The following is a 14078-nucleotide window of genomic DNA, read 5'->3' on the forward strand; positions in this document are numbered from 1 at the left end:
AAATTTGATACCAGATTTTTATTATAATGCGATTGCTCCTAATTCTTCAGGCTTGAAACCGATAATTCGGTGTTGAATTTCGTCATTTTCCAAAACGATAACGGTCGGAACAGTGCGTACTTTAAATTTTGCAGCTAAATCAGGTTGATCAAATGGGTTGATAGACTCATATTTGATACCTTTTTGATCTAGATATGCAGATACTTGAGCACAAGGTGCACAATCGTTTTTCTCGAATTTGATGATTCTTGCCATGATTTTACTTAAATTTAAAATCGCGCTTCCTAAAAGAAGGCGAGTTGAGTTGAATGATTTTAACAAGTTTGAGAAGCCTAATTTCTCAACTCTAACAAATATCATAAATTTAATTCGAAGCTGTAATTTGACTTTTCCACATTGGTGGAAAAAAGTGATCGATATATGCCTTTGCGCATGCACAATATTTGTATCCGCTTGGTTATCAATATTAATTTAATGTTGATAACTTTAGAACCTCTAAAATATCTGTATTTTAAGAATGTTTTTTTAGTCTAATATTTGTGTCATAAAGTGACCACATTTTCTTGTTTTTATTTAATTATTTACTATATTTTGACAGCTTATTATATTATAATATATATGAAAAAATTATTTTACGGTTTATTATTTTTGTTATCTCTGGAAGCCTCTGCCCAAGAGAATATTACCTTCCAACAACCTTCTTCTGAAATTTTGGCTTTAGCTGATTTTGTTCGTCCTCCTCAAATGCGTATATCAAGTGATCGTAATTGGATTTTGTTTATGTATAGACCCACGTATAAAACATTGACAGAACTGGGGCAGGAAGAGATGAAATTAGCCGGTCTTCGGATTAATCCAGTCACAAATGTGGTGAGTGCAGAAAATTTCTTTAATAAAATATCATTAAAGAAAATTGCTGATGATAAAGAGTTTACAGATTTTAAAGGAATGCCTGAAAATCCAGCTTTGTCAAATGTAACTTTTTCTCCAGATAATAAGAAATTAGCATTTACCAATACGGATGCTACGGGTACCGCATTATTTGTATTGGATTTAACCACGTTGCAGGTGACACAATTGACATCATATCTATTAAATGCGACTATGGATGCGCCATTTAAGTGGTTCCGCAATTCTGACCGTCTTTTAATTTCAACATTGCCTGCAAATAGATCCAAATTAATTGATCAAACCAAGGATCTGCCAGCAGGACCAATTGTTTCGACGAGTGATGGTCAGGTTTCGCAATTGAGAACCTATCAAGATTTGTTGAAAAACCCACAAGATGAAGCAAATTTTGAAACCCTGGTACAATCCGAGTTACAGATAGTAGATCTAAAAGGTGGAATTCAAAAGTTTCGGGATAAATCCATTTTTGCAGGAACTTCATTTTCTCCAAATGGTGATTATATCATGATTACTACGATTAAGAAGCCTTATTCTTATATTGTTCCCTATTCTAGATTTCCACAGGAAACAGCTATTTATGATCTAGCAGGAAAATTAATCACGCAGGTTAGTGATGTTCCTTTGATTGAAGTGATGCCTAAAGGATTTTCAGCGACACGTACTGGTCGACGCTATCTGCATTGGAGAGATGATAAGGCTGCAACATTGGCTTTTGTTGAAGCGCTAGATGAAGGAAATCCAAGTAAACAGGTGGAGTATCGCGATGCGCTATATACATTGGACTTTCCTTTTACTGGACAACCAAAGCTCATCACAAAAACTAAAGATCGATTTGCTGGCGTTACTTGGGGCACTGATCAGTATGCTTTGGTGAACTCACAATGGTACGATACGCGTAATGTGAAAACGTTCTTAGTTGATCCTACTTCTGGAGATTCAAGATTGGTCAATGATCGTAATAGCCAAGATGTCTATAATGATCCAGGAGATGTTTTTAGAGATCGTAATAACTTTGGGACTTATCCGATGTACATTCAAAATGGAAAAACCCTGTTGATTGGAAAAGGTTTTACTAAAGAAGGTGAGTTTCCTTTTATTGATGAATTGGATCTCAAAACTTTAAAAAAGAAACGTCTATATACAGCTAAAAACTCGGATCTTCAAGAACGCATCGTACAACTTATTGATCCCAAAACAGGGGACATGTTGATTTCTTTACAATCAGCTTCTGTTTTTCCGAACTATTTTACTAAGAATATGAAATCAGGCAAGCAAAAAGCGCTGACTCATTTGGAAAATCCATTTAAAAGTTTAGAAAAGGTGCACAAGGAAATCTTGAATTACAAGCGTAAGGATGGTGTTGATCTTTCGGGGACATTGTATCTACCCGCTGGTTATGATTTCAAAAATAAAAAGAAACTTCCTTTATTAATTTGGGCTTATCCAAGAGAATATAAGGATAAAAATACTGCAGGACAGACTACGGCAAATCCGAAAGAATTTACTTACCCTAGTTATGGATCTTTTATCTATTGGGTATCTAAAGGTTATGCTGTACTCGATAATGCGGCATTCCCAATCGTAGGAGAGGGGGCACAAGAACCAAATGATACTTTTATTGAACAATTAGTTGCGAATGGTGCTGCTGCGATCGATGCCGTGGATAACTTGGGCTATATTGATCGTAAGAAAGTTGCCGTTGGAGGTCATTCTTACGGAGCTTTTATGACGGCACATCTTTTATCTAATTCAAATTTGTTTGCAGCAGGAATAGCGCGCTCTGGTGCTTACAATCGTACGCTGACTCCTTTTGGATTTCAAAGTGAGCAACGCAATTTTTGGGATGACCCACAATTGTATATGACGATGTCACCATTTGTGAGTGCTGATAAAATGAAAACACCATTGTTGCTTGTGCATGGGGGAGCGGATAATAATCCTGGAACCTTTACGCTGCAAACTGAACGTTATTTTCAAGCATTGAAAAATCTTGGAGCTCCAGTTAGAATGGTTATTCTTCCTCGAGAGGCACATGGATATGTGGCTAAGGAGAATATTTTTCATTTATTATGGGAGCAGGATCAGTTTCTTGAAAAATATTTGAAGAATTAAGAATTTTAAAAATTACATAGAAAGGCCAGATGTTAAAAATTCATCTGGCCTTTTTTATCTTTCTCCTCTATGGGGATCAATGAAGTTTATCGGTATATGCTCGACTTTTAATTATGATAGAACAACTATTTTGATGATGCATATGATTGTATCAATTGTTCGGAATTGGCTTTCTTTATGCTTTGTTGTTCATCTTTTTGTTCGTTAAAGTGCAGATTTGACTTGTATAGGAAGTACATAATCTCCCCATAAAAGACCTATTTTACCTGATTGATCAACATCAATTTTAAATTGTTCTTGTGCTAGATTATTTGTTTGACTGGAAACATTAACACGTAGGGCATCTTGATTTTTATCATATTTTGTTCCCCATTGATCCCAGGTTTTATTGAAAATGACAATGGTCTCTTGCTCTCCCGGAATTGTATATAAACTATATTTTCCTTTGGATAACTTCTTACCTTCGACAAGGACATCTTTATCAAAGGCTACTGTCGTTGCTTCATTCGCTCCAGTACGCCATACTTCTCCTATTTTAACAATATCAACTCCAATTTGACGTCCTTTTAAAGAAGGGCGGCTGTAGTGGATGTCAATCGTTACACCATCATTCGTGGTGACTTTAACACTATCAGGTGGGCTTGGTCTTTTGCTTTTGTCTGTCTGTCCAAATACGGTGGTACAGATGATGGTTAACATGAATAGAATAGCTGTTGTTTTCATAATATTTTTTAGTTTAAATATATGAAAAAAAATATATTTATCTTATTAATAGACTGTTCTAATCTCAATTGGTTTTGGTTATGCTATTCGGTTACAAATTTTTACTGATCAAAAGTAGCGATTATCATGGGTTTTGTCACTTTTTTTAAACGCAAAAAATAAGTGTATGTAAGCATACTTCCCTTTAAATTATGATTAAAAATAGATCAATAGGGTTTAAAATAGGTAATGGATGGGAATAATGAAAAAAGGGAAATATGCTTTTATTCCATATTTCCCTTTTTAGATTTTGCATTTGAAGCTATTATACTAAATATTCAAATAATGTTTGATCTTTATTTAATTCAATATATTCAAATTTATTGTCTGTCATTCTTTGTAACAAAGATTGATAATCTGCCGGATTATTCAATTCGATACCGATCAAAGCTGGCCCACGTTCGCGTTCCGTTTTTTTGATAAATTCAAAGCGGGTGATGTCATCTTTTGGACTTAGTACTTCGGATACGAATAGTTTTAAAGCTCCAGGTCTATTTGGAAAGCGTACGATGAAGTAATGTTTGTATCCTTCATACAGGAGTGATAATTCTTGAATTTCACTCATACGGTTGATATCATTATTACCACCTGAGATGATACATACAACTTTTTTGCCTTTAATCTCCTCTTTATGAAACTCTAGGGCTGCTACCGAGAGGGCGCCTGCTGGTTCCACTACGATTGCATCTTTATTGTAAAGTTCTAATATGCAGGTACATATTTTTCCTTCAGGGATGGATCTGATATCGTCTAAATACTGACGACTGATCTCAAAGGTCAGTTCGCCAACTTTTTGAACTGCTGCGCCGTCAACAAATTTATTTATTTTTTCAAGTTCAACAGGTTTTCCTACAGTGAATGCAGCTTGCATGGAAGCTGCACCTTGCGGCTCTACGCCATAGCATTTGATATTTGGATTTTTGTTTTTCAAATAATAGCTTGTTCCTGCAGAAAGACCACCACCACCAATTGGAATAAAAACGGCATCAACATCCGGTAAATCTTGTAAGATTTCCACGGCTACAGTTCCTTGTCCTTCAATAACCTTTGGATCATCAAAAGGTGGGATAAAGGTCATGTTATTTTCTTCGGTATAAATGCGAGCCGCTTTCTGACAGTCGTCAAAAGTATCTCCGGTCAATATAATTTCGATATTTCCATTGCCCCACATTTCGGTTTGTGTTATCTTCTGTCTAGGCGTTGGGCCCGGCATAAAAATAACACCTTTAATATCGAGCTTTTTACAAGAAAAAGCTACACCCTGCGCATGATTGCCGGCACTAGCACATACAACTCCTCGTTGTTGCTGTTCTTCACTCAGGGAAATGATCTTGTTATATGCACCTCTTAATTTGTAGGATCTAACGATTTGTAAGTCTTCTCGCTTCAGATAGACATCGGCGCCATATTTCTCAGAAAGATAAGTGTTATACTGCAAAGCTGTGCGATTGACGACGTCTTTGATACGGTGATAAGTGCTTTCTGAGTCGATTTGTAAATTAGAAAAATCTAAACTCATTTTATTACTGTGATTAGGTGATTACTGTTTTTTTAATAAAAAAACGTCATCTTGACTTAGAATAAAAGTAATTAAGTTTTTTGACTTTTTACTTGTGAAGTTATTCTTTGTCAAAATGACGTTTTAATAAGTTTTTGTTTTATCAAACGCTTTCTGCGAATAAACTTCTGAGATCATCGTCGCAAATATCTTTTTTGGCATCTGCAATAATCAAGAAGCGTTCGTATGTTTGTGATAGCGCTTCTTTCTCTAAGGTATAACCTAGGCGTTCTAAGTGATATTTTAATGCATGGCGGCCAGAACGTGCTGTCAAAATAATATCTGCTTCTTCTAATCCTACATCTTCAGGACGGATAATCTCGTAGGTCTCGCGATGTTTTAAGAAACCGTCTTGGTGAATACCTGAACTGTGTGCGAAAGCATTTCGACCAACAATTGCTTTATTGGGCTGCACAGGCATATTCATCATCTCACTGACTTTACGTGACAGGTAGGTGAACATTTTGCTATCAATATTGGATGTCAAATTACCAAAAGATTGCTTGTGCACTTTTAAGATCATAGCTACTTCTTCTAAAGATGTATTTCCAGCACGTTCACCGATACCGTTGATAGTACATTCCACTTGACGGGCACCATTTTGGATTGCAGCGATCGAGTTAGCTGTTGCTAATCCCAAATCATTGTGACAGTGTGCAGAAATAATCGCTTGATCAATGTTTTTAACATTTTCTTTTAAAAACTTGATTTTTGCACCATATTGATCTGGTAAACAATATCCGTTTGTATCTGGAATGTTGACAACAGTGGCACCTGCGGCTATAACTGCTTCGACCATTTGCGCTAAGTAAACTAAATCAGCGCGACCAGCATCTTCTGCGTAAAATTCAACGTCTTCAACATGGGATTTTGCATATTTTACAGCCGCAACAGCGCGATCTAATATTTCTTCGCGTGTGGAGTTGAATTTATATTTGATATGCATATCAGAAGCTCCGATACCCGTATGTATACGTGGTCTTTTTGCATATTTTAAGGCTTCTGCAGCAACTTTAATATCATTTTCATTGGCACGTGTCAAAGCACAGATGATAACATCATTTACTGCCTTGGATAACTCAACTACCGATTGGAAGTCTCCGGGGCTAGAAACTGGGAAACCAGCTTCAATAACATCGACACCCAGTTTCTCCAAATCTTTTGCAATGTCGATTTTTTCAGGAGTAGTTAATTGACATCCTGGTACTTGTTCGCCATCGCGAAGAGTGGTATCGAAGATGTATAGATGATTTGGATCGTGTAACATAGCTTTATGTTTATAATTTAGAAACTCTGTTCAGTCTATTTAATAAATTCTAATACTTGAGCACCCATTTCTTGTGTGCCTAATATTTTATCTGCAGGTGTATTTGCATTTGCAATATCACCAGTTCTCCAACCTGCTTTTAATGCAGCAGCAACTGCTTCCGTTACTTCTTTCGCTTCGGTTTGTAAGCCGAAACTGATATCTAACATCAAGGCCGCAGATAGGATTGATGCTAAAGGATTGGCTTTATTTTGTCCTGCGATATCGTGTGCTGAACCATGGATAGGTTCAAAGAATCCTGTACCATCACCGATAGATGCAGAAGCTAGCATACCCATAGATCCCGCGATTTGAGAAGCTTCATCCGTCAGGATATCTCCAAATAGGTTAGCTGTCAATACAACATCAAATTTCTTTGGATTTTTCACTAATTGCATCGCAGCATTGTCAATGAACATATGTTCGGTCTCCACGTCAGGATACTGCTTTGCAATTTCTTGCACGACTTCTCTCCATAGACGTGACGTTTCCAATACATTTGCTTTATCTACGGAGCATAATTTTTTGGAACGTGTGCGAGCAGCTTCAAATGCCTTATGTGCGATACGTTCTACTTCATATCGGTTGTAATTCATTAGATCTGAAGCGAAGTTGTTGTCCTCGGAACGATTTTTTTCACCGAAATAGACATCACCGGTTAACTCGCGGAAGAAAAGGATATCTGTTCCTTTTAATACTTCTGGTTTCAGGCTAGATGCGTCTAATAGTTCATCAAATAACAAGATGGGACGTAAGTTTGCATAAAGACCTAATTCTTTACGGATTTTTAATAATCCTTGTTCCGGACGTACTTTAGCAGATGGATCATTATCGTATTTAGCATGTCCAATGGCACCGAATAGGATTGCATCACTTGATTTTGCTTTCTCTAAGGTTTCATCTGGCAATGGGTTTCCGGTAGCTTCAATAGCAACGTGACCCATGATCGCTTCATCAAAACTGAATTCATGACCATATTTTTGTCCGATTTTTTCTAGAACTTTTTTACCCCAAATTGTAACTTCTTGTCCTATTCCATCACCAGGAATAACGAGTATATTTTTTTTCATCAGATTAATTATTTTTGAGTGTAGGATTTCAATGGTATTCATGAACTCATCGCACTCGTTTTTTATGTTTTATGATGAAACATTCATCAGCATATCTACATGATATTGGGAGTAGTGTGCTGATGACGGTTTCATGCTATGCGTATTGTAAAATATCTTCAATGGATTGAACTATTCCTTTATCTAATATTATTTTCTTTTCCAGGCATGACGGGAGTTGTGTTTCAAAATGGCCGACATAAATTAATGTCTTGCCATAGGTACACAGTTCATCTACAACTGCATTGAAATGTTGTGTTTGTTCGTAATCAAGACCCTGGCAGGGTTCGTCCAAAATTAATAATTCAGGATTCTTAATCACTGTTCTTGCTAGCAAAGCAAGACGTTGTTTGCCTAAGGGTAGTGTATTTAATAATTTATTTTTATCTTCTTTCAAATCAAAGAAATCTAATACTTGATCGAGGAATTGTTGGTTTTCAAAGCTGAGATTACGGAATAGTCCAACGGAATCAAAAAAACCTGAAGCAACACTTTGCCAAACTTTCGCTGACTGATCAAAGTACCAATGCATTTCAGGTGAAATAATTCCTAAATGAGCTTTGATGTCCCATATACTTTCTCCAGATCCTCTTTGTTTACCGAAAAGAACAATATCATTGGCATATGCTTGCGGATGATCTCCATTGATCAAACTCAATAGAGTTGACTTTCCGGAACCATTATGCCCCTGCAATAACCATTTTTCACCTGCTTTTACTTCCCAACTAATTTTTTTTAGTACCTCTTTTTCACCATACCTTACATCCACATTGGACATTTTTACCATGGTTTGGGAAGTAATACGTGGAGATTTCTGTAAAAAATGTGGAAGTGGTTTTCTTGCGCGCTCTTTTTCTCGTGAGAATGCTGCTTGTGAAGAAACCTCAAATAACTGACCTTCCTGTATTTCTGCAAAATGATTGATACAGGTGGGTACCGTTTGATCGTTACTGATTAATATCAATGTCACACCAGCTTGCGCCAGATCATCAAATGCTTGATTGAGCTCTTGGCGAGATTGACGATCCAGACCTGTATAGGGTTGGTCAATAATCAATACTTGTGGCTTTAGCCATAAGGCTTTTAGCAATTGTAGTTTTTTATGTTCTCCACTGGACAATTCGATGAGCTGTGTATCGTGAACATTTTCAAATCCAAAAGTTTCGAAGTATGGTTTTACATCATCGAATTGTAAATGCTTTTCTTTTGCAAAATGTAGAAATTCGGCCTGTACTGTTAACGTATCGTTGGTTTGATGTTTGTTGTAACGTTGCTGATAATAGAAGTTTTTATCGCCTTCTAGATTGGTGAATTGGTACCAATTGGAGACATATAAAACTTCTGCCGGAAGAGGGGAGTGGTTATCAAAGTTGACGTTTAAAATTCCACTGTATGGGACATGTCCAGCAATTGCTTGTGCTAGCGTGGTCTTTCCTGTTCCGCTTCTACCACCGATCAACCAGTGCTGACCTGGTTCAATTTGCCAATTCAAGTCCTGCAATACCACATGATATTGGTGTTGGACAGTTAAATTGGCAATATGGACGACAGGTTCTATCATTATTTTGTTTGTTCGAAAGTTTCAATTGAAGCTTTGTTATTCAAGATGAAATCAATATCATCATAACCATTGATCAGGCATGATTTTTTGTAAGGATTAATTTCAAAAGATTGTTGTGCACCTGTTTCAGATAAGGTAACGGTTTGATTTTCTAAATCAACGATAATTTCTGTGTTCGGGTTTTTAAATACGGTATCAAAAATAGTTTCTAAAAACTCGTCTGTTACCTGAATCGGCAATACGCCATTATTCAAGGCATTTCCTTTAAAGATATCTGCGAAGAAACTACTGATAACGACATCAAAACCATAATCTTGGATAGCCCAGGCAGCGTGCTCACGGCTTGAACCGCAACCAAAATTTTTACCTGCGACTAATACTTTTCCTTGATAGGTAGCATCGTTCATCACAAAATCGGCTTTTGGCTGATTGTTGCTATCATAACGCCAGTCGCGGAATAAATTATCACCGAATCCTTCACGTGTAGTCGCTTTTAGAAAGCGAGCTGGAATGATCTGATCGGTATCTATATTTTCAATCGGTAAAGGAACTACCGTTGTTGTTAATGTTTCAAATTTTTTCATCCAAATAATTATTTACGAGTGTCTGTTCTTAACTGTATAAATGAACTCGTTTCACTCGGTTTGTTTTTTAATGGTGATGAAGCTATCATGAGCCGAGTATTTATCTCGGTTTGTGAGCTGCTTTAAGCTCATGATGGTTTCATCCAATTCATTATTTACGAGTGTCTGTCTTCAAATGTATAAATGATCTCGTTTCACTCGGTTTGTTGTTTAATGTTGATGAAACTATCCTGAGGAGCATATTTATCTCTATTTATGAGAGCCTTTAAGCTCATGATGGTTTCATCCAAATAATTTATTGATACGATATGTTTGATGTTAAAATTGCTCTCACTTCTCGTAGCTTCATGGTCATACTTACAGCTTCATGGTCAGCCCAGTTGTTATAATCTTGAATAGCATCTAAACGCTCTTGGTCATTCAAATATCCCTCTTCTACCATCTGTGTGGAGTTGGCTACCTTAGACCATATTTTTATTTTGTCTAGATGTAATGGATTATTGCGCTCATAATGCTCATCTGCATTGAAAACTTCTATTTGATCAAATCCATGCTCTTCCAATATTTCCTCCAGATCATAGCCTATTCTATTGTTCATACCGGCATCATTTCGCCACATGAGAAACATGTGATAAAAATGTTGCATGCTTCTTGGTATTTTTGGATTCCAATCTATCGCTTCATGATTGTAATCTAAAATCGATACTTGCCCATTGGGCTTTAATAACGTTTTCAATTTATCAATCGCTTTGTCTAATGTTGAAATCCACTGAAAGGTTCTTGCAGATACGATTAAGTCAAATTTTTCGATACATTCAAAATCTAACAGATCACAATGAACTAGCTCTAGATTCGGTATGTTGGCAAATAAGCTGTTTCCTTCTGTAATAAATGATGCAGTATTATCAATTCCAACTACATAACCAGTTGGACCCACGATTGCAGCAATATCTTTGGTGATGGCACCTGTTCCACATCCAATGTCCAAAATTCGCATTCCGGGTTTTAAAGCAGACTTCAACGTACGATAATCCTGATCCAAAGTTCTTTGGTTAAAGGTGTTAGCGGAACTTTGCGATTCTCTATGGATGACTTTATTTTCAGTGACTGCTACGGTCTGACAAATTTGGCACATATGTAAAGTGATTAAAGAACAGTTACTATTAACATTTAATTTATATCAATTCCCTTACATCCGTAATAATACCTGTTACAGCTGCAGCTGCTGCAGTTAAAGGTGATACGAGCATGGTACGAGCATTAGGACCTTGACGGCCTTCAAAGTTTCTGTTTGAAGTTGAAACACAGTATTTCCCTGCAGGAATTTTATCTTCATTCATTCCTAAACAAGCAGAACATCCGGGTTCACGTAATTGAAAACCAGCAGCTTCGAAAATTTTATCTAATCCTTCTTCGATGGCTTGTTTTTCTACTTGCTTAGAGCCTGGAACGATCCATACTTCTACTTGTTCTGCTTTTTGTTTTCCTTGAACAAAGGCAGCTACTTCACGTAAATCTTCGATACGGGAGTTAGTACAGCTTCCAATAAAAACATAGTCTACTGGTTTTCCCAAGATTGGAGCATCATCTGCAAAGCCCATATAATTGAGTGCTTTTTGATAAGATGGTTGTTCAGATTCTGGTTGCGCTTGTGTAGCCGGAATATTTTCTGTGATCCCCATTCCCATTCCTGGGTTAGTACCATAGGTGATCATCGGTGCGATATCTGCTGCATCAAATTCTAATACAGCATCAAATTGTGCATCGTCATCAGAATATAATGTTTTCCAGTAGGCCAATGCTTGATCCCATTCTTCACCTTTAGGGGCGAATTCACGTCCTTCTACGTAATCGAAAGTCGTTTGATCGGGTGCAATTAAGCCGCCTCGCGCTCCCATTTCAATACTCATGTTACAAATGGTCATTCTAGCTTCCATACTTAATGAACGGATTGCTGAACCAGCGTATTCAATAAAATAGCCTGTACCACCTGCTGCGGAGATTTTTGCAATGATGTATAAGATAATATCTTTTGCGCCTACTCCTTTTTGCAAATCACCATTTACTTCGATTTTCATCGTTTTTGGTTTTTGTTGCAATAAGCATTGTGTTGCAAAAACTTGTTCCACTTGAGAAGTGCCTATTCCAAAAGCAATAGCACCAAATGCACCATGGGTAGAGGTGTGACTATCTCCACATACCATGGTTTTACCAGGAAGGGTAATACCTAGTTCTGGACCGATTACATGTACAATGCCTTGATAGGGGTGACCGAGACCATATAAATTAATTCCAAATTCAGCACAGTTTTTAGTCAACATATCGACTTGATAACGTGATAATTCTTCTTTAATCGGAAGATGCTGATTTAAAGTGGGAACATTATGATCTGCAGTTGCGACAGTTTGGTTGGGACGAAATACCGGTAAGCCTCTTTTTCGTAAACCGTCGAATGCTTGTGGTGAAGTTACCTCATGGATAAGGTGGGTGTCTATATAAATAATATCTGGAAATCCTTCTTCACGTTTGACGACATGCGCATCCCAAATTTTTTCTACTAATGTTTTTGACATTTTCTTCTCTAATGTTAATTTTTTCAATTTAATTCGGCTGTTTTTAGGAACTTGCTAAAAACAGCCGAATTTTCGCAGTCTAAATTACGAAAATTTAAACAGTTTTTATAGCTTTCATTGCAGTCATTGCTTGACGTAATTTACGCCCTACAATTTCTACTTCATGATTACGTAAAATATCATTAATTTCCACTAACTGAGCGTTATCTACTGATCCGTCTTTACCAGCATTATAGTTTTTACCTACTAAATCAGTTTGTACTGTTTTCATGAATTCAGCTAATAATGGTTTACAAGCTTGATCAAATAAATAACAGCCATATTCTGCTGTATCTGAAATAACACGGTTCATTTCAAATAATTTTTTACGAGCGATTGTATTCGCGATTAAAGGAGTTTCGTGCAATGATTCGTAGTAAGCTGATTCTGGTTTAATTCCTGCTTCAACCATAGTTTCGAAAGCCAATTCAACACCAGCTCTGATAAAAGCAACCATCAAAGTATAGTTGTCAAAGTACTCTTGCTCTGCAATTTTCACATCACCTGCAGGAGTTTTTTCAAATGCTGTCTCACCAGTTTCAGCTCTCCATTTTAATAGATTTGCATCACCGTTAGCCCAGTCTTCCATCATTGTTTTACTGAATTCGCCAGAGATAATGTCATCTTGGTGTTTTTGGAATAATGGACGCATGATATCTTTCAATTCTTCTGATAATTCAAAAGCTTTGATTTTAGCAGGATTGCTTAAACGATCCATCATACCACTTACACCACCGTGCTTTAATGCTTCAGTAATAACTTCCACACCATATTGAACTAGTTTGGATGCATATCCAGCGTCAATTCCTTGTTCAACCATTTTATCGAACGATAAAATAGAACCTGTTTGCAATAAACCACATAGGATGGTTTGCTCGCCCATTAAATCAGATTTTACTTCAGCAACAAATGATGATTTCAATACACCAGCTCTGTGACCACCTGTACCTACACAATATGCTTTTGCTTCAGCCCATCCTTTTCCTTGTGGATCGTTTTCTGGGTGAACAGCAATTAAAGTAGGAACACCAAAACCACGTACATATTCAGCACGTACTTCAGATCCTGGACATTTGGGTGCTACCATGATAACAGTAATGTCTTTACGGATTTGCATGCCTTCTTCTACGATGTTGAAACCGTGTGAATAGGACAACGTAGCTCCTTCTTTCATTAACGGCATTACGGCATTGATCACAGCAGTATGTTGTTTATCTGGTGTTAAGTTGATGACTAGATCTGCAGTAGGGATTAATTCTTCGTAAGTTCCAACGGTAAAATTGTTGTCCGTAGCATTTTTCCAAGAATCTCTTTTTTGCTCAATAGCTTCTTTACGCAGTGTATACGATACATCTAAACCGCTATCTCTTAAATTTAAACCTTGATTTAATCCTTGTGCACCACAGCCTACGATTACGATTTTTTTACCTTTTAAAGCATCCACACCGTCTGCGAATTCACTATTGTTCATAAACTCTGCTTGACCTAATTGATGTAATTGATCTCTAAGTGGTAGTGTGTTGAAATAATTTGCCATTGTTGTTGTTAATTTCTTATTGATGGTT

11 protein-coding genes are annotated in these 14078 nt (G+C 36.9%); 1 reads left to right on the plus strand and 10 read right to left on the minus strand.

Going from position 1 to position 14078, the window contains the following annotated elements:
• Positions 1–21 precede the first annotated feature (21 nt).
• On the minus strand, positions 22–255 hold the full coding sequence (locus C8N37_RS07095) for a thioredoxin family protein (RefSeq protein ID WP_021191847.1): 234 nt from the start codon (positions 253–255) through the stop codon (positions 22–24).
• Positions 256–618: 363 nt separating this feature from the next.
• Between C8N37_RS07095 and C8N37_RS07100 the strand changes: the two genes are divergently transcribed.
• Positions 619–3021 (plus strand): S9 family peptidase, encoded by a 2403-nt coding sequence (locus tag C8N37_RS07100; protein WP_108158249.1) that lies wholly within the window; start codon positions 619–621, stop codon positions 3019–3021.
• A 204-nt stretch (positions 3022–3225) separates the two neighbouring features.
• Here the strand turns inward: C8N37_RS07100 and C8N37_RS07105 are convergent, their stop codons facing one another.
• The 9 genes from C8N37_RS07105 to ilvC all read right to left on the minus strand — a co-directional run bounded on the left by C8N37_RS07105 (position 3226) and on the right by ilvC (position 14050).
• Entirely contained in the window at positions 3226–3744 is a 519-nt protein-coding gene (locus tag C8N37_RS07105) for a DUF2911 domain-containing protein (RefSeq protein WP_108158250.1), read from the minus strand.
• Between the two features lie 304 nt (positions 3745–4048).
• On the minus strand, positions 4049–5302 hold the full coding sequence (gene ilvA, locus C8N37_RS07110) for a threonine ammonia-lyase IlvA (RefSeq protein WP_108158251.1): 1254 nt from the start codon (positions 5300–5302) through the stop codon (positions 4049–4051).
• A 142-nt stretch (positions 5303–5444) separates the two neighbouring features.
• Complete coding sequence (locus C8N37_RS07115) at positions 5445–6608, minus strand: 2-isopropylmalate synthase (protein ID WP_108158252.1); 1164 nt, start codon at positions 6606–6608, stop codon at positions 5445–5447.
• Between the two features lie 35 nt (positions 6609–6643).
• The gene (gene leuB, locus C8N37_RS07120) at positions 6644–7717 is read right to left on the minus strand and encodes a 3-isopropylmalate dehydrogenase (RefSeq protein ID WP_108158253.1); all 1074 of its coding nucleotides are present in this window, start codon (positions 7715–7717) and stop codon (positions 6644–6646) included.
• A gap of 136 nt (positions 7718–7853) precedes the next feature.
• A complete protein-coding gene (locus tag C8N37_RS07125) occupies positions 7854–9317 on the minus strand; it encodes an ATP-binding cassette domain-containing protein (protein WP_186812812.1) in 1464 nt (487 codons plus the stop codon).
• Entirely contained in the window at positions 9317–9901 is a 585-nt protein-coding gene (gene leuD, locus C8N37_RS07130) for a 3-isopropylmalate dehydratase small subunit (protein WP_108158255.1), read from the minus strand. Before leuD ends, C8N37_RS07125 begins: the two co-directional genes overlap by 1 nt.
• A gap of 295 nt (positions 9902–10196) precedes the next feature.
• Positions 10197–11036, minus strand: coding sequence for a methyltransferase domain-containing protein (locus tag C8N37_RS07135; protein ID WP_108158256.1), 840 nt, complete (start codon positions 11034–11036; stop codon positions 10197–10199).
• A 40-nt stretch (positions 11037–11076) separates the two neighbouring features.
• Positions 11077–12474: a 3-isopropylmalate dehydratase large subunit gene (gene leuC, locus C8N37_RS07140; RefSeq protein WP_108158257.1), complete on the minus strand. Its 1398-nt coding sequence runs from the start codon at positions 12472–12474 to the stop codon at positions 11077–11079.
• Positions 12475–12568: 94 nt separating this feature from the next.
• Entirely contained in the window at positions 12569–14050 is a 1482-nt protein-coding gene (ilvC, locus tag C8N37_RS07145) for a ketol-acid reductoisomerase (RefSeq protein WP_108158258.1), read from the minus strand.
• Positions 14051–14078 lie beyond the last annotated feature (28 nt).

This window comes from Sphingobacterium faecium, assembly GCF_003054045.1.
GTDB classification, from domain to species: domain Bacteria; phylum Bacteroidota; class Bacteroidia; order Sphingobacteriales; family Sphingobacteriaceae; genus Sphingobacterium; species Sphingobacterium faecium.